Genomic DNA, 19,124 nt, shown 5'->3' on the forward strand with positions numbered 1-19,124 from the left:
CAGGATCGACGGCACGGCCTCACTCCTTCAGCAGTCCGGCGGCCTGAAGGGCATCGGCCGCCGCGGCTACGGCACCGAACGGCAGGTCCGCCCGTTCGGCGATGTCGAGGAGGCTGTGGTCGCCGTCGGAGAGGCTGAGCACCCACAGCATGGCCAGTTGCGCTTGTTTCGCGTCGCTGCGCCCGCCGAGCGAGTCGTACAGTCCGCGCTTGCCGAGTTGCGGTTCGCCGTACGGGCTGAGGTTCACATAGCGCCGGTTGCGATCCAGCACGGAGAACGCCGTCCGCAGTGTGGCGAGAGTGTCGGCCATCGAGTCCGGGTCGACGAAGGACGGGTTGTCCGCCGAGGTGTGGTACTCCGGGTAGCCCGCGTACGGCGTGCGCGTGAGCGATCCGACGCCGAGGTTGAAGCCGGGGGAGCAGAACTGGCGCTCGTCGTAGCCGTACGGCGAGAACTCGCGGATCTCGTGCGGTTTGTCCTTGAGGATGTGTGCGAAGACCCGGTCGATGTCGGCGTTGCCGCGTCGGCTCCGTTTGTAGGTCAGCGAACCCCGGTCGCCGGCGCAGGCCAGCACGACGCCGTGCTTGACCTGCTCGATGCGCTCGGCATTGCGCGCCAGCCAGGTGATCGCGCCGATCGTGCCGGGCATGAACAGGAAGCGGTAGGTGTAGTACGGCTTCTCCTCGGCCAGCGCCTGGGCGAGCGCCACGGCGACCGCGATGCCGGCGAGATTGTCGTTGGCCAGCGACGGATGGCAGAGGTGGCACGAGACGAGCACCTCGTCGGACACCTCGCCCGGCACGACGTGCTCGGCGTAGGTGAGATGGCCGTCGGCGAGCGTCGAGTCGATTTTGGCGTGGTAGTCGCCGTCCGGGAGCGTGTCGAGCACGTCCTGGGCGAGGCAGAAACCCCACGTGGGGGAGTAATAGCTGGTGCGGTACGGGATCAGCGACGGCTGCTGCGGCAGCGTGTGCAGGTGCGTGCGCAGTTCGGTGAGGCTGACGACCCGGTCGACCGGGACGCTGTAGCCGACCACGTGCAGGTTCGACTTCCGGAAATCGATCACCCGCCGCCCGGAGGAGTCCGCGACGAAGGCGTCGCGGATGTTCCACTCCGGCGGCACGGTCCAGTCCAGCACCTCGGTGCCGCTGGGCACCTCGTACCGGTCGAGCGGGAGGTGCTCGCCGATGACGGCAAGGGTCTGCCGGACGCCGTCGCCGGTGATGCTCCGGCAGAACGGGTACAACCGTTCCACCAGAGCGTGCATCTCGGGCCCCGTGCGCATCAGGCGTGCCGCAGGGTGGCGTCGACCGCGCCGGCGGCCTGCCGGTCGCTCAACCAGTTCAGCCGGGTGAAGCGGTGCTGGAACTGTTCCTGGGTGAGGCTGTTGCGGCGGTAGGCGTCGAACAGTTGCAGCGCACCGTCTTTCACGCCCCACTTGCAGTCGAACGCCGGGACCGCGTCGCGGAACCGGGAGAAATCGACCCGGTACGAACGCGGGTCGGCCCCGGCCTCGCCGGTGATCCGCAGCTTCGAGCCGGGCACCACCGCGACGACCTCTTCGGCGATCTCGGCGACGGTCACGTTGTTGCGTTCGGTGCCGATGTTGAACGCCTTGTTGTGCACGGCTTCGCGCGGCGCTTCGAGAGCGGCGGTGAAGGCGTGGGCGATGTCGTCGGCGTGCACGAGCGGCCGCCACGGTGTGCCGTCGGAGAGCACGAGGACCTCGCCGGACAGATAGGCGTGGCCGACGAGGTTGTTCAGCACGATGTCGGCGCGCAGCCGCGGCGAGAAGCCGAACGCGGTGGCGTTGCGCAGGTACACCGGGGTGAAGCCGTCGTCGGCGAGTTCGGAAACCTCGGCTTCCACGCGGACCTTCGACTCCGCGTACGGCGTCACCGGCCGCAGCGGCGCGTCCTCGTCGACCAGGCCGCTGCCGCCGGAAGCGCCGTAGACGGAGCAGGTCGAGGCGTAGAGGAACCGGGAAACCCCGGCGTCCTTCGCGAGTTTCGCGAGCTTGACCGACGCGCGGTGGTTGATGTCGTAGGTCAGCTCGGGGGCGAGCGAGCCGAGCGGGTCGTTGGACAGCGCGGCGAGGTGGATCACCGCGTCGAACCCCCGCAAGTGTTCGGCTTTCACGTCCCGCAGGTCGACGGCCAGCCCGACCGGATCGCGCGGGGCCGGGCCGAGCACACAGGCGGCGAACAAGCCCGAGTCGAGGCCGACGACCTCGTGTCCCGCCGCGGCGAGCACCGGAGCCATCACCGTGCCCAGATATCCCGTGTGCCCCGTGAGCAGCACGCGCATTCCTTCAGCCCCTTAGGTCGATGACGAGTTTGTTCGCCTCGAACGCCTCGGCATAGCGTTCTTGGCATTCGATTCCGCGAATCCGCGCGAGGCCGAGGAACGCCTCGCGGTCGTACCACGGCCGGTGCTGCTGCGAGCCGTAATGCTGGTGCAGCAGTTCGATCTTGCGCTGCATGACGTCGTCGGACATCGGCGCGTACGCGGGCAGCCGTCCGAGGTCCCCGTCCCATTTGACGATCTCGTAACCCAGCGTCAGATGCCCGCGGAACACCGTGGGAACGAGTTGCGCGAGCCCTCGGTGGTCCTGGTGCGCGTCGATGGTGCGGGGCGCGAACACGACGTCCGGATCGGTGCGGCGGCGGAGGTCTTCCAGCGCGTTCTTGGCCTCTTCCCAATGCGAGGGGAGGCGGCCGTCCGGCAGTTTGAGCACGGTGACGTTCAGCTCCGCACCCGGGCAGAACGCGGCCAGCGCGGCGCGTTCCTCGGTCTCCCGGTCGGTGCCGCCGCCGGACAGCACCAGCGCGTCGACCTGAAGCCCGGGACGCTGTCCGCAGATCTCGAGGAGCGTGCCGCCCGCCCCGATGGCGATGTCGTCGCAATGCGCGCCGAGCACGACGATGCTCTTCAACTCGGCGCCGAGACGAATCACGCGTGCACCTTTTCGCGTTCCCACAACGCCCACGGCCGGTCGCCGTGCGTGTAGGCGGCGTCGAGTGCGTAGCGTTCCTTGACCGTGTCGGTCGGCTTCCAGAACCCGCGATAGGGGTAGGCGAGCAGCCGGCCGCGCTTCGCGAGTTCGCCGCAGCCGTCGGCGACCAGGTCGCCGTTCTCCGGGATGTGGTCGAAAATCTCCTGCCGCAGCACGAAGTAACCGCCGTTCTCCCACAGCGGGAGTTCGCTGACCGGCGTGATCGCGCCGATCCGGCCGCCCTCGTCCATCTCGACGCAGTGGAACGACGACTGCGGCGGCACGACGAGCATCGACGCGCCCGCGTCGCTCCCCGCGAACCGCTCGACGATGTTGTCCAGCGGTGCGTCGGTGAGGACGTCGGCGTAGTTGGCGAGGAACATCTCGTCGCCGTCGAGATAGTCGCGCACGCGGCGCAGCCGTTCGCCGATCGGCGACTCGATGCCGGTCTGCACGAAGGAGATCGTCCAGTCGGCGATGTCGGTGGACAGCAGTTCCGGCTTCCCGCCGCGCAGCACGAAATCGTTGGACGTCGTTTCCTCGTAGTGCAGGAAGAAGTCCTTGATGTGGTGCGCGCCGTAGCCGAGGCACAGCACGAACTCGGTGTGCCCGAAATGCGCGTAGTAGCGCATTACGTGCCAGATCAGCGGGCGCGGCCCGACCATTGCCATCGGCTTGGGCACGTCGGACGCTTCGCTGCTGCGCATCCGCATGCCGTACCCGCCGCAGAACAGAACGACCTTCACTTCACTGCCACCTCGACGATTTCCAGGCGCGGAATCGGGAAGACGAGCTTGCCGCCCCACGCGCCGACGTAGGAGAGCTGCTCGGTCAGTTCGTCCCGCAGGTTCCAGGGCAGGACGAGCACGTAGTCCGGCCGGTCGGCCGCGATCCGGTCCGGCTCCACGACCGGGATCCGGGTGCCCGGCGTGAACCGCCCGTGCTTGTAGGGATTGCGGTCCACCGTGTAGGCCAGCAGGTCCGGGCGGATGCCGCAGTGGTTGAGCAGGGTGTTGCCCTTGCCGGGCGCGCCGTAGCCGACGACCGTTTTCCCGGCTTTCCGGGCGGCGAGGAGAAATTCGAGCAATTCGAGCCGGACGCGGGTGACCCGGTCGGCGAATTCGGTGTACCCGGACAGCTCGTGCAGTCCGGCGGCCTTCTCCCGCGCCAGCACGTCGGTCATCCGCGCGCTCGGCTCCCCGGCGGACTCCGCCGGCCGCGCCCAGAGCCGGATCGACCCGCCGTGCGTGGGAAGGAGTTCGACGTCGACGACGGTCAGCCCGCCGCCCGCCAGCGCCCGTCGCGCGGATTCGACGGTGTAGTACTGGAAATGCTCGTGGTAGATCGTGTCGTACTGGTTCTTCTCGATCAGCGTGAGCAGATGCTGCACCTCGATCGACACCCAGCCGTCGTTCGCGACGAGCGCGCGCAGCCCGTGGGTGAACCCGCGGATGTCCGGGATGTGGGCGTAAACGTTGTTCGCCACGACCAGGTCGGCCGGACCGTGTTCGGCGCGCACCTCCCGGCCGGTCTCCTCGGAGAGGAACGCGGTGTGCGTCGGCACCCCGGACTCGCGCGCGGCTTGCCCGACGTTCACCGAAGGTTCCACGCCGAGGCAACGGATTCCGCGCTCCACGACGTGCTTCAGGAGGTATCCGTCGTTGCTGGCGACCTCGACGACGAAAGACCGGTCGGTCAGCCCGAGCCGCTCGACCGCGTCGTCGGTGAACCGTTTCGCGTGCTCGACCCACGAGGTGGAAAAAGACGAGAAATACGCGTAATCGGTGAAAGTGTCGGCCGGGTCGAGCAACGGCGGGAGCTGCGCGAGCCAGCATTCCGTGCACACTTCGAGATGCAGCGGGAAAGTCGGTTCGGGCTCGGCCAGCTGCGCGGCGGTCAGGAACCGCTCGCACGGCGGGGTCGCGCCGAGGTCGACCACGCTGGCGGTTCTTTCCGAACCGCAGAGTCGACATGTGGTCATGTACCGGGCTCCTCCGACTCGTGTGCGCGATCTGCGTAGGGCAGGTCGATCCGCACCCGGCCGTCGTTACAGCGCGCCGGGAACGTCACCGGAGTCGATTCGGAACCGAGACAATGACAGCGGCGGAATGCCGCGAGGTGCTGCGACGAACGGGTGGGCGGCAGGCACCGGATGGCGCAGCCGTCACCCGTTCGTCAGCGGATCACAGTTTTTCCGCCGCCGGGATCACTTCGGTGGCGAATCGTTCGAGCACCGCGGGATCCGGGACACCGTGCGCCCAGCCGGTCGCGACGCTGAACCCGAGCTCCGACAGCCGGCCCAGTTCATCCAGCAGTTGCCCGGTTTTCTCGCCGTTTTCACCGGTATCCAGCCGCAGCGATGCGGTTTTCGTGATCTCGGAGTAGTCGCGGCCGACGTCCTCGCAGTGCTGCTTCAGCACTTCCAGTTTGCGCGGAAGGTCCGCGTTGGGCAGCAAATTGCAGATGTCGCCGTATTGTGCGACGAACCGCAGCGTCTTCTTCTCGCCGCTGCCCCCGATCATGATCGGCGGATGCGGCCGCTGGATCGGCTGCGGGCTGTTGAGCAACCGCTCACCGCTGACGTGCGTGCCGGCAAAGGGTTCGTCGCCCTCGGCCCACATCTGGTGGACGTACCGGAGCGCGTCCTCGAGCTGTTCGAACCGCTCCTTCATCGGCGGGAACCGGAACCCGAGCGCACGGGACTCCTCCTCGTTCCAGCCCGCTCCGATGCCGAGGATCGCCCGCCCGCCGGAGAGCACGTCGAGCGTCGTCGCCGCCTTCGCGAGCAGTCCGGGGTGCCGGTAGATCACGCCGGTGACAAGCGTGAGCAGCTTGACGCGTTCGGTGTGCGCGGCGAGGAAGCCGAGCGTGGTCCAGGCTTCCAGCATTTCGTGCTCGGGCGGGCCGTAGCTGGAAATCTGGAAGAAATGGTCCATCACCGACAGGTATGCGAACCCGGCCTCGTCCGCGCTACGGGCCACCCGCGCGAGGTCGGAGCCGAGCGCCGCCGGGCCGTTCGGCCAGGTCTGCTGAGCCAGGTGCAACCCGATTTTCATGCCAACTCCTTAACCGCCGGAATGATGTCTTGCGCGAAAATCTCGATCCTGGCCCGGTCCGCACCGCCGGGTATCGGGCCGATCATGGCGTGCACGCCGAGCCGGTGCAGCCGGCGCGCCTCGGCGAGAAATTCGCCGGTTTTCTCCCCGGACGGACCGATGTCCAGGTAGTGGTAAACGGTCTTGGCGATCTCGGCGTAGTCGCGGCCCTCGGTTTCGCAGTGCCGCTTGAGCACGTCGAGCTTGCGTTCGAGATCCGGTCCGTTGCCGATGTTGCAGTAGTCGCCGTACTTCGCGACCAGCCGGAGGGTTTTCTTCTCGCCGCCGCCGCCGACCATGATCGGCGGCCGGCGCAGCGGCTGCGGGCTGTTGAGCAGCCTTTCGGCGGTGAAATGCTTGCCGGAGAACGGTTTGTCGTCCTTGTTCCACATCTGCCGGACATACCGCAGGTTCTCCTCGAGCAACTCGAACCGCTCCGATGTGGACGGAAACGGAAAACCGAGCCCGCGGGCTTCTTCCTCGTTCCACCCGGCTCCGATGCCGAGCATGGCCCGCCCGCCGGACAGCACGTCGAGCGTGGTGACCGTCTTCGCGAGCAGCCCTGGATGCCGGTAAATCGCGCCAGTGACGTAGGTGAACAATTTCGCGCGCTGGGTGTGCGCGGCGAAGTAGCCGAGCGTCGTATACGCCTCAAGCATCGCGCGGTCGCTCGGGCCGACACTGGGAATCTGGAAGAAGTGGTCCATCACCGCGAGATACGCGAACCCCGCGTCGTCCGCCGCCCGCGCCGTCCCGGCCAGTTCGGCGCCGAGCGCGGCGGTCCCTCCCGGCACGGTGAAGTCGGGGACCTGGAGGCCAAGTTCCATACTCGACACCGTATACCTGGAGTAACTTCATGCGAGCAGTCAGAAATCGCGCACGACGTTGATCGTGCCGTGCAGCGGATCGGTGACGTACACCGTGCGCGTGCGCTGATCCACCGCCACGTCGCCCGGATTCACCCCGAGACTCAGCTCGCCGGTAAGGGTTCCGGTTTGTCCGTCCACACGAGACAGTCCATTTTGCCCGCCGTTGGTGTATACGACGTCGCTGCCTTGGTGCACCGCGAGCGACGACGCCTCGCTGCGCAACAACACCGTCTTGACCTGCGCCCGCGCTGATCCGTCTACAATGGACAAATGGTGGATCGCCGAATTCGCCACGTACACCGAGCCGCTCAGTTCGTGCACGCCGATCCCGGCAGGAGACGCCCCCACCGGAACACTCGCGGTGAACGCCCCCTGGTCAAGGTCGCAGATCTCGACCGAGTTCGTCGTCGGGCTGGTGCAGTAGGCCCGCCGCCTGCCGCGGTCGAGCGCGATACCGGCTAATCCTGGCTTCGGCGCGGGCAGCAGGTCCTGCTGAGTGAGACTGATGCTGTCGAGCACCGCGAACGTGCCGGTTTTGCCGCTCACCGCGTACACGAGGTTGGCCCGCGGATCGATCGCGAGCGCCGAGGCGCCCGCCCCCGCGCTGACCACGCTCAGCAACCGATGCGTCTGGCTGTCGAAGGCGAGCACCGTGCCGCCGGGCGGATTGGCGACGTAGATCCGCTCGGTGTCCACCGCGACGTCGCTCGGCTCCCCGCCCACCGCGAGTGCGGCCACGACCCGCCCCGCGTCCGGATCGAGGACGAGAACCATGCCGGACGCCTGGTCAGCCGCGTAGACGAGCCCGGTGACCGGACTCACGGCCAGCGCCGAAAGAGTCCCGCCGACCTGCACGCTGGTGACCCGCTCGACCGCGCCCGCGGTACCGCCGAGCAACGCCGCCGCACCCGCGCTGACCAGGCCGAACAGCCCTCTCCGGGACAACTGGGAACCGCGCATCGCTCACCTGCCCCGGTCGGTTGGGTTGCCCGCCGACCCTAACTCGGACAAGGATCGGGCGAAGGAACTTCGGGTCCCCCGATCGCGTTGTTTCCAGTGAGTAACCCACCTTGCGGCACCTGCCAGAGCGGACGGAGGCGAGCGCGCGTGCACAAGCACCACAACGGGCTGAAGACGGCGATGCTGCTCGGTCTGCTTTCGGCGATCATCGTCGGGATCAGCGGATTGTTCGGTCGCGGCGCCCTGGTGATCGGCCTGGTCGTGGCGCTGGGGATGAACGCCTACGCCTACTTCAACTCCGAGAAAATGGCCCTGCGCGCGATGCACGCGCGGCCGGTGTCGGAGGTCGAGCAGCCCGCGATGTACCGGATCGTGCGGGAGCTGGCGACGTCCGCGCGGCAGCCGATGCCCTCGCTGTACGTGAGCCCGACCGCGGCGCCCAATGCCTTCGCGACCGGACGCAACCCGCAGCACGCGGCTGTGTGCTGCACCACCGGGATCCTGGAGTTGCTCGACGAGCGCGAACTGCGCGCGGTGCTCGGGCACGAGCTGTCCCACGTGTACAACCGTGACATTCTGATCTCGTGCGTTGCCGGGGCGCTGGCGAGCGTGGTCAGTGTGCTGGCAAATATCGCGTTCTTCTTCGGCGGGAACGACCGCGAGGGCAACCCGTTCATGTCGCTGCTGCTGGTGCTGATCGGGCCGATCGCGGCCGGCGTGGTGAAGATGGCGGTGAGCCGGTCTCGGGAGTATCAGGCGGATGCTTCCGGGGCTGAGCTGACAGGGGATCCGCTGGCGTTGGCTTCGGCGTTGCGGAAGTTGGAGCGGGGGACTCGGGCTGCTCCTTTGGCTCCGGAGCCCGCCGTGGTGTCGCAGTCGCATTTGATGATCGCGAACCCGTTCCGGCCCGGGGCCGGGCTGAGCAAGATGTTCTCCACGCACCCGCCGATCGAGGATCGGATCCGGCGGCTCGAGGAGATGGCCCGCGGCCGCTGACGGCGTTACTCCCACACCGCGGTAGCCGGATCGACGCCGTGCGCGATGGCGTTGGCGAAAATCACGTCCCGCAGCCAACCGGCGAGACCGGGAGCCAACCCGTCGTAGTACTCGGTGTACCCGGTCTCCTCCACGAACTTCCGGCCCAGGCACACCTGCATCGAATGCGTGCAGTCGAAGTACCTCGACAACGTCGCCCGATGCCGCTCCGCGAGCGTGTTCGCCTCCGGTGACCCAGGCTCGACCCCAGCCCGCCGCGCCGCCGCCAGGTCCGCGTGGAGCGTCTCGTGCTCGGCCGCGGCCTCCCGCCAGTCCTGCGGGGTCAGTTCGGTGGTCCGCTCGCGATACTCCGCCCACTGCCGCGTGTCGCCCCAGCGTTCCGCGGCCTCGTCGACCCACTCCGGGTTCCAGTCCGACCCGAAGATCTCGACCTGCTGCTCGGCCGTCAACTGCATCCCGCCACGAGTGGCCGCCGCCATCCGGTCCACTGCGGACGCCATGTGCTCCAGCCGTTCGATCCGCTCGCGCAGCTCGCGTCGCTGCCGGGTCAGATGCGCGTGTGCGTCGGTGGTCGGGTCGTCCAGGAGGCGGCCGATCTCCGACAACGGGAAGCCCAGCTCGCGGTAAACGAGCACCCGATGCAACCGCGCGATGTCCTCGGCGGAGTACACCCGGTAGCCGGCCCTGGTGCGCCCGCTCGGACGCACCAGGGCGACAGCGTCCCAGTGGTGCAGGGTTTTGACACTCACGCCGACCAGCGTCGCCGTGCGTCCGACAGTGAGGCCGTCTTGCTCGGTCACGACCTCAGTGTCGCAGGTCACGGCCGCGGCACGTCGATCCCCGCAGCACGCAACCGCTCCGCGACGGGCCCGTCCGGATCGATCGGCTCCGCCGCGGTCATCACGACCTTCGTGCCCTCCGGCGTGACGACCGTCAGCTCCCGCGAGTTCCACGGCATCAACTCCGGTCCGCTCGTGCACCCCGGCGCGATTTCCTCGCACCGTTTGGCGATTTCGTCGAGTTCGCTGAGCACGCAGGAGAAACTGATGCTGACCTCGCTCGGGGCCGCCGGGGTCCCCGGCTTGAGCAGCACGTCCTGAAACGCCCAGCGACGCAGGTGCACGACCTGGCCGGGGATGGCGAAAAGGTTGTCGAAGCCGAGCCCGCGAAGCCAGAAGTCGGTCGAAGCTTCGAGGTCGGCGGTGGGCACGTTGGGAAACATCGGCATCCCGTAGAAGCCGAGATAGTTGCCCGGCGACACCGCGTCGTAGGCGGGAGTCGGAACCGGGCCGCGAAATTCGTTCATGCCGAAGAGCGTGCAGCCTCCTGTCGCAGGAGGGTCAAGCCCGTCAGACGACGCCGTCCCGCACCGGATAGTCGATGACGATCGCCCCGCCGGTGGCGTAGTTGACGACGTCGGCGGACACCCGCCGCCCTTCCTCAGACGACCTGGCCGCGGTCATCGCCGCACCGTCCGCGAAGTCAGCTTCGAAGATCGCGAAGTACGGCTCCTGTCCGGGCGCCCCGGTCACGTCGAAGCTGTAGCGGTACGCGAGCAGGCCCGGCATCTGTGCGACCAGCGGGAGGTGGGTGGACACGTAGTAGTCGCGGAAGTGCTCGGGATCGGCGGGCTTGGGATACAGAACGACCAGCTTGTGCATGAGAGCCATTACATCCTGGAGGCACCGGACAGCCGCCGTCCGGGCTGGTCCACGCACACGAAGAACGCCCCGGGCAGGGGCCCGGGGCGTTCTTGGCTGGTGTGGCAGGTGAGGGATTCGAACCCCCGAAGGCTGAGCCGTCTGATTTACAGTCAGATCCCTTTGGCCGCTTGGGTAACCTGCCATGGCCGGGCGAACCGGCCGGGAAGAAGGATACCCAACGGTCCAGACGGCCGGTCAACCGGGATCCCCCGGCGCTACGCTGGGGGTCCCTGACGAGCTGAGACAAGGTGTGAGGACACGTGGCGGATCCCTCTTTCGACGTGGTGAGCAAGGTCGACCGCCAGGAGGTGGACAACGCGCTCAACCAGGCCAGCAAGGAACTGGGCACGCGGTTCGACTTCCGCGGCACCGGAACCGGCATCAGCTGGTCCGGCGAGGAAGCCATCGCGATCGAGTCGGAGACCGAAGAGCGCGCCCTCGCGGCGGTGGAGGTCTTCAAGGAGAAGCTGATCAAGCGGAACATCTCGCTGAAGGCCTTCGAGGCAGGCGAGCCCGCGATCTCCGGCAAGATTTACAAGATCAGCGGCAAGATCCTTCAGGGCATCGCGTCGGACAAGGCGAAGCAGATCGCGAAGTTCATCCGGGACGAGGGCCCGAAGGGCGTACAGGCCCAGATCCAGGGCGACCAGCTGCGGGTGTCGGGCAAGAAGAAGGACCAGCTGCAGGAGGTGATCTCGTTGCTGAAGGGCAAGGACTTCGAGATCGCTCTGCAGTTCACCAATTATCGGTGATTTCGCGTGGTTGACCTGCGGGTATCCGGGAGCGGGTACCCGCAGGCGCAACTCGCATCGCTATTTGAGGCGACTCCGGACTACCTCCTGCGCCCAAGGTTTCAGGAATTCGGAAAGGAATTCCGACAGAAGACGTGCGCGCTGAATCAGGTACGACGCGCCGACACTGTAGGCCGACCAATGTTGCTGGCCGGATAGGACCTTAGGCGCCCACCAGTCCCGCAAAGAGACTGAGCCATCGATCGAACCAAAACCCAGGTCATGGCCGACGACGCTCTGATAGGAGCTTGAAGCTCGCAAGATCGCGAGCTCCTCTTCGGTCCTGCCGGCCCCAAGTTCCGAATCGGAGCAGTCCAGGCCGATCTGCGAGAACTCGTCCGCTTGGAGCAGGTCGACGGCCATGGTGTGCGCTACCGTTCGCACCCAGTCGCCATCAGGGCCGCCTACGCTGGCTATCAGCAGATCAACCTTGCTGTCAGCGATTTCAAATGCATTGAAGTGGTCGCGAAGGGCTTCCCTGCTTCGCTCAACCTCATCAATCGAATCCAATCTCAGAGCAGCGCTCTCCAAGACGTGCAGGGCGGCGATCATGTCCCCGATGCTTGCTATCAGGCTGCTCGCGACCAAGCCGCGCCGCGCGGTCCTGCCGGATCGATAGGAGAAAAACGCGGAAAGGAGTGCGACAAGGACAGAAGAAGATGAAATAATAATCGACAACAACAGCCCATTCCCCCGCCAGGCTCGGTCCAGGGCGCGCCGCGCCCCTGCCTCATCAGGGTACGAAGCCGGTACGGCCGGCACCAGCGAACGACCGCCAACGGACGTAAACCCGGCTTACCAGGCGGTAAAGGTCCAATCCGCCTCAAAAGTCTCCACCGCCACATACGTGCGCCCGGCGAGCGGGAACTCCGCGGTGGTCTGCCCGATGTGGTTCACCGCCAGATGCGGGTAGCCGTCGGCCAGCACCCAGACTCCGTTCGAGCCCTTCGACCCCGTGAAGAACTTCCCCATGACCATCCCCTCGGGCACCGCCAGCACCGCGTCCCCGTGGCCGTTGTAGGGCTTGCCCGGTTCGACGACCGGCACTCCGCGGTAGTCGGTGATCGTCGCGGTCCACGCGCCCTTCGCCTCGACTGTCAGCGTGTGCACCGACTTGCCGCCGGGGGAGACGTTGAACCAGGCTGTCCCGTGGTAGGCGTCACCGTCGTTGACCAGCAGGCTTTCCGTGCCGTCCGTCGTCACGGCGATGTGGCCGGTGCACTTCGGGCAGTCGAAGGTGAGGAATCCCGAGACCCCGGACGGCCAGGTCAACGGCACGGTCGCATTGTTCTTGCCCTGGTGGGTTTCCGTCGGGTTCTCGGCGAGGCGCGGCTTCTCCGGCCGCGGCGGCGGAGGCAGAACCGGCGCGGGGGCGTGACCGGGTTCGTCTTCCGGGTACACGATCGCCCCGATGCCGGTCGGCTGCAGTGAGCACGACGCGGTGAGCGCCACCGCCGCGCATAAGGCGGCCAGGCGAGTGCGGCGCATGATTCCCCCTAGCTTGCCCCAACGGGGCCTCCGGATGATCTTTCGTCACGCTCCGCCCGGTCGTTACGCGGTGAGTGCCCTGAACAGCCCAGCGATCTCCTCGAAGGGGTGGAATCACGCGGGTGACCAGGCGAAATCGATCGTGTCGAGGTGACCACGTGGTGTAATCGCCCGTCTGGTTGTGAGAGGAGTTTCTGGATGCGCCGCTGGACTCCCGTGCTGGCTTTCCTCACCTCGCTGGCGGTCCTCGTGACCGCGCTCGCGCCCGTCGCGGAGGCCGCCGACCGGAAGCTGCTCGTACCCGGCTTCGGCTCGTACCCGCGGCTGATCCGGCTGGAGCACTCGCCGTTCGGTCGCGGGAACATCATCGCGTCGCTGACCAGCGAGGACGGCAACGGCCGGTTCGCGCCGATCCTCGAGAGCACCGACGAGGGCGCGAGCTTCCACCAGATCGGCGAGATCCGCGACCCCGACGCCAGGTCCGGCCAATGCTGCGGAACCCTCTACGAACTGCCGCAGCGGGTCGGCCGCATGCGGGCGGGCACGCTGCTCTGGGCGGCGACCTACCGGCAGGACGCGGGACCGCAGCGGCGGATGGGGATCAAGGTGTGGGCCAGCCGCGACGGCGGCCGCGACTGGCGGTATCTGTCCGAGGCCGCGCTCTCGCACAACCACGACGGCGTCTGGGAACCGGAGTTCACGGTGGACGCCGGCGGCACGCTCTGGCTGCACTACGCCGACGAGACGCAGGCGCCGAAGTACGGCCAGGTGCTCAACCGCGTCGCCTCGACCGACGGCGTCAACTGGGGAACCAAGCAGCTCACGATGGCCATCGGGCCGTCCCGGGTGCGGCCGGGCATGCCGATCATCCGCAGGCTGCCCGACGGCCGGTACTGGTTCGGCTACGAGATCTGCAACTACCGCGACCGCTACTGCGATCCGTATTACAAAATCTCCGCCGACGGCGCGAACTGGGGCGACCCCTCCGACCCCGGCACCAGGGTGAACACCGCGAACGGCAACTACTTCCAGCACGCCCAGACCACCACCCTGTTCCCCGGCGGCCCGAACGGCGTGCGGCTCGTGATGGTCGGCCAGATCTACACGACCGCCGACGGCGCCCCGGTGGCCGGAAACGGGCAGACCCTGCTGGCCAACGACAACTTCGGCGCCGGGAACTGGTACGAACTCCCCGCGCCGGTCCACATCAGCGGCATCTACAACAACTACTGCCCCAACTATTCGTCCACCGTGCTGCCGGTCGACGGCGGGAAGAACGTGCTGGAGATCGCCACCGAGTACGCGAACGGCTGCCAGGCGTTCTTCGGGAAGGGCCCGGCGTTCTGAGTTGAGCGAAGTCCCAGACGGCCTCCATGCTCACTCGGTACGGTGAACACCACCACCGCACGTGAGGAGGGGCTGTGAAGGGCATCGTGCTCGCCGGGGGCAGCGGAACCCGTCTGCATCCGATCACGCAGGCCGTGTCGAAGCAGCTGCTGCCGGTCTACGACAAACCGATGATCTACTACCCGATCTCGGTCCTGATGCTGGCCGGGATCCGGGAGATCCTGATCATCTCGACCCCCGCCGACCTGCCGAACTTCCGCCGCCTGCTCGGCGACGGCAGCCAGTTCGGGCTGTCCTTCTCCTTCGCGGAACAGCCGAGCCCGAACGGTCTCGCCGAGGCGTTCGTGATCGGCGCGGACTTCGTCGGCGACGATTCGGTCGCGCTGGTGCTCGGCGACAACATCTTCTACGGCCAAGGTTTCTCCACCACCCTGCGCACCGCCGCGACCGACCTCGACGGCTGCGTCCTGTTCGGCTACCAGGTGAAAGACCCCGAGCGCTACGGCGTCGGCGAGGTCGACGAGAACGGCACCCTGCTGTCCATTGAGGAAAAGCCCGAGAAACCGCGGTCGAACAACGCGATCACCGGGCTGTACTTCTACGACAACGAGGTCGTCGACATCTCCCGCAACCTGAAGCCCTCCGCGCGCGGCGAGCTGGAGATCACCGACGTCAACCTCTCCTACCTGCACCGCGACCGCGCCAAGCTGATCGAACTGAGCCGCGGTTTCGCCTGGCTCGACACCGGCACGCACGATTCGCTGCTGGAAGCGGGCCAGTTCGTGCAGGTGCTGGAACACCGGACCGGGGTGCGGATCGCGTGCCTGGAAGAGGTCGCGCTGAAGATGGGCTTCATCAGCGCGGACGAATGCCACGCGCTGGGCACCAAGCTGGCCAAGTCCGGGTACGGCGAATACGTGATGAACGTGGCCTTGCTCGCGGGAGCGCAGGCCTGATCCGGTCCGGAGGGGAATCTTGAGTTACGACCTGGGGGTCTGGGCTGGCGACGCCGACGATCCCCAAGCCCGCTACGCCAGTCTCGGCGAGGGCCCGGCGGACTCGTCCTTGGACGCGTTCTACCGCGACCTGACCGCGCAATTCCCGGAACTGCACGAGGACCCCGAAGCATCCCCGTGGAACGCGGCGATCGAGCGCTCCGGCGATGGTGCGGTACTGGCGATCCAGCATTCTCGTGCGGTCGCGGTGACGCGCGTTGTCCTTGACCTGGCCCGAAAACACGGCTTGACGGTGTTCAATCCGCAGACCGGCGAGGTGCACCGGCCGAACGTGCTGGACCTGACCATGTGCGACGGTTCCCGCGTGGAAAACCCGGACGCGTCAGTGATCGAGGCGGCACTGGGCCGGTTGTCGGCGAAGAACTGGTACGCCGTCTTGGAACGCGGCGACCATTACGTCCAAATAGGACAGGGAAAGTTCGCTGCGGCTCCGCGGGGGAAGTACGCGCTGGAGCGCCGGGACGGGTCGCCGGATCGGCATTACCGCACGGAGGCCGGGAGCCTGGCGGAGGTGGTGACGGCGTTCACCGGCTTCGCCGAGGGCGACTCGTCGTGGGTGGAAGGCTTCGAGTGGGAGAAGGTCGACTTCTCCTGATTTTCGGTTAGCTGTTCTGCCGGACCAAGTCTTGGAGTTCTTCGACGGAGAGCCACGGCTTCGTCCGGTGGATCATCCGGTGGCAGTTTGAGCAGAGCACCGCCAGGTGCTCCAGCTTGGTTTTGATCTGCCCGGACTCGCTCAGCGGCGTGCGGTGGTGGCATTCGGCGAAGTCTCGGCCGCGCTCGCCGTAGGCCTTCTCGAAGTCGAAACCGCAGGCTTCGCATGCGATGCGCCCGTGCTTCTTGCGAGTCTGTTCGATCTTCTTTTTGCGTAGCTTCGGGTTCCGCTCTCGCATAAGATGCCTTCGCTCGCGGACGCCGCCCTCTTCAGCTGACTCGTCGTCGACAAGGTCCAGGTCCGGCGGGAGCGAATGATATTCGTCCGGAAACAGTTCGATGGTCTCGGCGATCACCTTCGACTCGGCAAGCATGCCAGGGGCGTCCGCTTCGAAAGCCCGGATGACGTCGATGTCGATCTTGCCGCCGCGCGTGGGTTTGCCCTGGTAGCCGTCGCGGTGGGTGGCAAGGTCTGCCGTTTTCCTTGCGACGCCGTTGGGGTTGCGAAATGTCTCACCGCGCACGTCCGCCGGGTGGATCGGCATGCGTTGCAGAAGCTTGGACAGTTCGATGACCTTCGGATCGTTCGCTGCCAGCCAGCGCCAGTCGTTGTTCACCACGAGCGCGCAGGCAAGGATCGACTCGTCCCTTGTCCACGGCGGATTGCGCTTCCCCTCTGCCATGACTGCACCGTAGCGCGCACCACCGACAAAAACCCGGACCAACGCAAAGACCTCGCCCTCCCGGTCCGGGAAGGGCGAGGCCCTGGCTCAACAGACGGTCAAGCAGCCTGCGGAATCTCCGAAGAAGCCGGCGTCAAAGCCAACTCCAGCACCTCCCGCACGTTAGCCACCGCGTGCACCTCCAGCTGCGACAACACCTCCGCGGGCACATCGTCCAAATCCGGCTCGTTCCGCTGCGGGATGATCACCGTCTTCATCCCCGCCCGGTGCGCGGCCAGCAGTTTCTGCTTGACCCCGCCGATCGGCAGCACCCGCCCGGTCAGCGAAACCTCCCCGGTCATCGCCACATCGGCCCGGACCACCCGGCCCGACAGCAGCGACGCCAGCGCGGTCGTCATCGTGATGCCCGCGGAAGGACCGTCCTTCGGCACCGCGCCCGCTGGGACGTGGACGTGGATTCCCCGCTCTCGCAGGTCTCCCACCGGCAGTTCCAGCTCCGCACCGTGCGAGCGCAGGTACGACAGCGCGATCTGCACCGACTCCTTCATCACGTCACCCAGCTGCCCGGTCAGCTGAAGGCCCGAAGCCCCGCTCTCCGGATCGGCCAGCGACGCCTCGATGTACAGCACGTCCCCGCCCGCGCCAGTAACAGCCAAACCCGTTGCCACGCCTGGCAAAGACGTCCGCTGGGTCGCCGTCGGCAGCGACGATTCCGGTACGTGCCGCGGACGGCCGAGGTAGGTCTCCAGGTCTGCCGCCGAAACCGACAGCGGCAGCGAGACCGAACCCAAAGCCACCTTCGTAGCGATCTTCCGCAGCACCTTCGCGATCGTCCGGTTCGCGTCGCGCACGCCGGCTTCGCGGGTGTACTCCGCGGCGATCCGGCTGAACGCGTCGTCGGTCAGCACCACGTCGCCGGAGGCCAGGCCGGCTCGTTCGAGTTCGCGGGGGAGCAGGTGATCCCGCGCGATGGTGACCTTCTCGTGCTCGGTGTACCCGTCCAGCGTCACCAGTTCCATCCGGTCCAGCAGCGGGCCGGGGATGGTCTCCAGTGCGTTGGCCGTCGCGAGGAAGACCACGTCGGACAGGTCCAGCTCCACCTCGAGGTAGTGGTCGCGGAACGTGTGGTTCTGTTCCGGGTCCAGCACTTCGAGCAGCGCGGCCGTCGGGTCGCCGCGGTAGTCGGCTCCGACCTTGTCGATCTCGTCGAGCAGCACGACCGGGTTCATCGAGCCGGCTTCCTTGATGGCCCGCACGATCCGGCCGGGCAAAGCGCCGACGTACGTGCGCCGGTGGCCGCGGATCTCGGCCTCGTCCCGGATGCCGCCCAACGCGACGCGCACGAACTTGCGGCCCATCGCCTTCGCGACCGATTCGCCCAGTGACGTCTTGCCGACCCCGGGAGGACCGGCGAGCGCCAGCACCGCGCCAGACCGCCGTCCGCCGACCGGGCCGAGACCCGATTCCGCGCGGCGCTTGCGCACGGCCAGGTACTCGATGATCCGTTCCTTGACGTCGTCCAGACCAGCGTGGTCCGCGTCGAGCACGGCCCGCGCGGCGGCGATGTCGTAGACATCCTCGGTCCGCTCATTCCACGGCAGCTCCAGCACCGTGTCGAGCCAGGTACGGATCCAGCCGCCCTCCGGCGACTGCTCGGACGTCCGCTCCAGCTTGTCGACCTCGGCCAGCGCGGCCTTGCGCACCTCGTCCGGCAGGTCAGCGGCTTCCACCCGGGCGCGGTAGTCGTCGTCGGCCGCGGTGCCGTCGAGTTCGCCCAGTTCCTTGCGGATCGCTTCGAGCTGGCGGCGCAGCAGGAATTCCTTCTGCTGCTTCTCCATCCCGTCCGCGACGTCCTTGCGGATGGTCTCGGTGACCTCCAGTTCGGCCAGGTACTCCCGGCTCCACTCGAGGGCCTTCTCCAGCCGGACGCTGACGTCGAGCGCGCTCAGCAGCTCCAGCTTCTGGTCGGTGGACAGGTACGGCGCGTTGCCGGCCAGGTCGGCGATCGCGGACGGCTCCTCGACCTGCTGGACGGCGTCGATCATCTGCCAGCCGCCGCGTTGCTGCAGCACCGAGATGACCACGGCCTTGTACTCCGCGGCGAGTTGCGCGGTGCGGTCGTCGGAGGTCTCGTCCGCGGCGTCGGCGTGCACCCAGCGGGCCGCGCCGGGGCCGTCGGCGATCCGGCCGACGACGGCGCGTGCGGTGCCGCGCAGCAGCACGGCGGACTTGCCGCCGGGGACGCGGCCGATCCGTTCGACGGTCGCGACGGTGCCCAGCTCGGCGTACTCGCCGTGGACGCGCGGGACGATCAGGACTTCGGCCTTGCTCGCCGCGCCCGAGCGGATCCCGGGGAACGACGCGGTCGCGGGGGTCTTGGCTTGGGCGGACTCCACTGCGGCCCGGGTCTCTGCGTCGCCGAGGTCGAGCGGGACCACCATGCCCGGCAGCACGACGTCGTCATCGAGCGGGAGGACGGGCAGGAGGCGGGGGTCGGACATGTGCACTCCTCGAATAGTTGAGTCGT

20 protein-coding genes and 1 tRNA gene are annotated in these 19,124 nt (G+C 67.4%); 5 read left to right on the forward strand and 16 right to left on the reverse strand.

Annotation, left to right across the window (positions count from 1 at the left end):
* Positions 1-19: 19 nt before the first annotated feature.
* The 8 genes from L3Q65_RS39235 to L3Q65_RS39270 all read right to left on the reverse strand — a co-directional run bounded on the left by L3Q65_RS39235 (position 20) and on the right by L3Q65_RS39270 (position 7,919).
* On the reverse strand, positions 20-1,285 hold the full coding sequence (locus L3Q65_RS39235) for a DUF4910 domain-containing protein (RefSeq protein ID WP_237597928.1): 1,266 nt from the start codon (positions 1,283-1,285) through the stop codon (positions 20-22).
* Positions 1,285-2,307, reverse strand: coding sequence for an NAD(P)-dependent oxidoreductase (locus L3Q65_RS39240; protein WP_182890333.1), 1,023 nt, complete (start codon positions 2,305-2,307; stop codon positions 1,285-1,287). Before L3Q65_RS39240 ends, L3Q65_RS39235 begins: the two co-directional genes overlap by 1 nt.
* A 4-nt stretch (positions 2,308-2,311) precedes the next feature.
* Positions 2,312-2,956 carry a PIG-L deacetylase family protein gene (locus L3Q65_RS39245; RefSeq protein WP_182890332.1) on the reverse strand — a complete coding sequence of 215 codons (645 nt, stop codon included), beginning with the start codon at positions 2,954-2,956 and terminating at the stop codon, positions 2,312-2,314.
* Positions 2,953-3,741, reverse strand: coding sequence for a glucose-1-phosphate cytidylyltransferase (locus L3Q65_RS39250; protein WP_182890331.1), 789 nt, complete (start codon positions 3,739-3,741; stop codon positions 2,953-2,955). The genes L3Q65_RS39245 and L3Q65_RS39250 overlap by 4 nt, the downstream gene beginning before the upstream one ends.
* The gene (locus L3Q65_RS39255) at positions 3,738-4,976 is read right to left on the reverse strand and encodes a class I SAM-dependent methyltransferase (protein WP_237597929.1); all 1,239 of its coding nucleotides are present in this window, start codon (positions 4,974-4,976) and stop codon (positions 3,738-3,740) included. The genes L3Q65_RS39250 and L3Q65_RS39255 overlap by 4 nt, the downstream gene beginning before the upstream one ends.
* A 202-nt stretch (positions 4,977-5,178) precedes the next feature.
* Positions 5,179-6,051, reverse strand: a complete 873-nt coding sequence (locus L3Q65_RS39260) for an LLM class F420-dependent oxidoreductase (RefSeq protein WP_237597930.1) — start codon at positions 6,049-6,051, stop codon at positions 5,179-5,181.
* On the reverse strand, positions 6,048-6,917 hold the full coding sequence (locus L3Q65_RS39265; protein ID WP_237597931.1) for an LLM class F420-dependent oxidoreductase: 870 nt from the start codon (positions 6,915-6,917) through the stop codon (positions 6,048-6,050). Before L3Q65_RS39265 ends, L3Q65_RS39260 begins: the two co-directional genes overlap by 4 nt.
* A gap of 39 nt (positions 6,918-6,956) precedes the next feature.
* Positions 6,957-7,919 (reverse strand): YncE family protein, encoded by a 963-nt coding sequence (locus L3Q65_RS39270; protein ID WP_182890327.1) that lies wholly within the window; start codon positions 7,917-7,919, stop codon positions 6,957-6,959.
* A 147-nt stretch (positions 7,920-8,066) separates the two neighbouring features.
* Here L3Q65_RS39270 and htpX point away from each other — a divergent pair, with 147 nt between their 5' ends.
* A complete protein-coding gene (gene htpX, locus L3Q65_RS39275; protein WP_182890326.1) occupies positions 8,067-8,915 on the forward strand; it encodes a zinc metalloprotease HtpX in 849 nt (282 codons plus the stop codon).
* Positions 8,916-8,920: 5 nt separating this feature from the next.
* On the opposite strand, the gene L3Q65_RS39280 is transcribed toward htpX, so the two are convergent.
* The 4 genes from L3Q65_RS39280 to L3Q65_RS39295 all read right to left on the reverse strand — a co-directional run bounded on the left by L3Q65_RS39280 (position 8,921) and on the right by L3Q65_RS39295 (position 10,760).
* On the reverse strand, positions 8,921-9,715 hold the full coding sequence (locus tag L3Q65_RS39280) for a MerR family transcriptional regulator (RefSeq protein ID WP_237597932.1): 795 nt from the start codon (positions 9,713-9,715) through the stop codon (positions 8,921-8,923).
* A gap of 17 nt (positions 9,716-9,732) precedes the next feature.
* Positions 9,733-10,221, reverse strand: coding sequence for a VOC family protein (locus L3Q65_RS39285; protein WP_237597933.1), 489 nt, complete (start codon positions 10,219-10,221; stop codon positions 9,733-9,735).
* A gap of 43 nt (positions 10,222-10,264) precedes the next feature.
* Positions 10,265-10,576 carry an EthD family reductase gene (locus L3Q65_RS39290; RefSeq protein WP_182890323.1) on the reverse strand — a complete coding sequence of 104 codons (312 nt, stop codon included), beginning with the start codon at positions 10,574-10,576 and terminating at the stop codon, positions 10,265-10,267.
* Between the two features lie 102 nt (positions 10,577-10,678).
* A tRNA-Tyr gene (locus L3Q65_RS39295) sits at positions 10,679-10,760 on the reverse strand.
* A gap of 118 nt (positions 10,761-10,878) precedes the next feature.
* On the opposite strand from L3Q65_RS39295, the gene L3Q65_RS39300 reads away from it, so the two are divergent.
* A complete protein-coding gene (locus tag L3Q65_RS39300) occupies positions 10,879-11,370 on the forward strand; it encodes a YajQ family cyclic di-GMP-binding protein (protein WP_009072171.1) in 492 nt (163 codons plus the stop codon).
* Positions 11,371-11,430: 60 nt separating this feature from the next.
* On the opposite strand, the gene L3Q65_RS39305 is transcribed toward L3Q65_RS39300, so the two are convergent.
* Together L3Q65_RS39305 and L3Q65_RS39310 are read right to left on the reverse strand one after the other, a co-directional pair.
* Entirely contained in the window at positions 11,431-11,961 is a 531-nt protein-coding gene (locus tag L3Q65_RS39305; RefSeq protein ID WP_182890322.1) for a hypothetical protein, read from the reverse strand.
* Between the two features lie 243 nt (positions 11,962-12,204).
* Positions 12,205-12,897, reverse strand: a complete 693-nt coding sequence (locus L3Q65_RS39310) for a hypothetical protein (RefSeq protein WP_182890321.1) — start codon at positions 12,895-12,897, stop codon at positions 12,205-12,207.
* Between the two features lie 198 nt (positions 12,898-13,095).
* On the opposite strand from L3Q65_RS39310, the gene L3Q65_RS39315 reads away from it, so the two are divergent.
* The 3 genes from L3Q65_RS39315 to L3Q65_RS39325 all read left to right on the forward strand — a co-directional run bounded on the left by L3Q65_RS39315 (position 13,096) and on the right by L3Q65_RS39325 (position 15,855).
* Entirely contained in the window at positions 13,096-14,244 is a 1,149-nt protein-coding gene (locus tag L3Q65_RS39315) for an exo-alpha-sialidase (RefSeq protein WP_182890320.1), read from the forward strand.
* 74 nt (positions 14,245-14,318) lie between these two features.
* The gene (rfbA, locus tag L3Q65_RS39320; RefSeq protein ID WP_182890319.1) at positions 14,319-15,200 is read left to right on the forward strand and encodes a glucose-1-phosphate thymidylyltransferase RfbA; all 882 of its coding nucleotides are present in this window, start codon (positions 14,319-14,321) and stop codon (positions 15,198-15,200) included.
* A gap of 19 nt (positions 15,201-15,219) precedes the next feature.
* On the forward strand, positions 15,220-15,855 hold the full coding sequence (locus tag L3Q65_RS39325; RefSeq protein WP_237597934.1) for a hypothetical protein: 636 nt from the start codon (positions 15,220-15,222) through the stop codon (positions 15,853-15,855).
* Positions 15,856-15,862: 7 nt separating this feature from the next.
* Here L3Q65_RS39325 and L3Q65_RS39330 read toward each other — a convergent pair whose 3' ends face one another.
* Positions 15,863-16,597, reverse strand: coding sequence for an HNH endonuclease (locus L3Q65_RS39330; protein ID WP_237597935.1), 735 nt, complete (start codon positions 16,595-16,597; stop codon positions 15,863-15,865).
* Positions 16,598-16,695: 98 nt separating this feature from the next.
* Positions 16,696-19,098 carry an endopeptidase La gene (lon, locus tag L3Q65_RS39335; protein WP_182890317.1) on the reverse strand — a complete coding sequence of 801 codons (2,403 nt, stop codon included), beginning with the start codon at positions 19,096-19,098 and terminating at the stop codon, positions 16,696-16,698.
* Positions 19,099-19,124: the final 26 nt, after the last annotated feature.

It is taken from the genome of Amycolatopsis sp. FU40, assembly GCF_021903635.1.
Lineage (GTDB): Bacteria > Actinomycetota > Actinomycetes > Mycobacteriales > Pseudonocardiaceae > Amycolatopsis > Amycolatopsis dendrobii.

Coding starts and splice junctions, on each gene's coding strand:
- L3Q65_RS39235 (WP_237597928.1), bottom strand. CDS start 1,285: ATGCGCACGGGGCCCGAGATGCACGCTCTGGTGGAACGGTTGTACCCG.
- L3Q65_RS39240 (WP_182890333.1), bottom strand. CDS start 2,307: ATGCGCGTGCTGCTCACGGGGCACACGGGATATCTGGGCACGGTGATG.
- L3Q65_RS39255 (WP_237597929.1), bottom strand. CDS start 4,976: ATGACCACATGTCGACTCTGCGGTTCGGAAAGAACCGCCAGCGTGGTC.
- L3Q65_RS39260 (WP_237597930.1), bottom strand. CDS start 6,051: ATGAAAATCGGGTTGCACCTGGCTCAGCAGACCTGGCCGAACGGCCCG.
- L3Q65_RS39265 (WP_237597931.1), bottom strand. CDS start 6,917: ATGGAACTTGGCCTCCAGGTCCCCGACTTCACCGTGCCGGGAGGGACC.
- L3Q65_RS39270 (WP_182890327.1), bottom strand. CDS start 7,919: ATGCGCGGTTCCCAGTTGTCCCGGAGAGGGCTGTTCGGCCTGGTCAGC.
- L3Q65_RS39285 (WP_237597933.1), bottom strand. CDS start 10,221: ATGAACGAATTTCGCGGCCCGGTTCCGACTCCCGCCTACGACGCGGTG.
- L3Q65_RS39290 (WP_182890323.1), bottom strand. CDS start 10,576: ATGCACAAGCTGGTCGTTCTGTATCCCAAGCCCGCCGATCCCGAGCAC.
- L3Q65_RS39305 (WP_182890322.1), bottom strand. CDS start 11,961: ATGATCGCCGCCCTGCACGTCTTGGAGAGCGCTGCTCTGAGATTGGAT.
- L3Q65_RS39310 (WP_182890321.1), bottom strand. CDS start 12,897: ATGCGCCGCACTCGCCTGGCCGCCTTATGCGCGGCGGTGGCGCTCACC.
- L3Q65_RS39315 (WP_182890320.1), top strand. CDS start 13,096: ATGCGCCGCTGGACTCCCGTGCTGGCTTTCCTCACCTCGCTGGCGGTC.
- L3Q65_RS39330 (WP_237597935.1), bottom strand. CDS start 16,597: ATGGCAGAGGGGAAGCGCAATCCGCCGTGGACAAGGGACGAGTCGATC.
- lon (WP_182890317.1), bottom strand. CDS start 19,098: ATGTCCGACCCCCGCCTCCTGCCCGTCCTCCCGCTCGATGACGACGTC.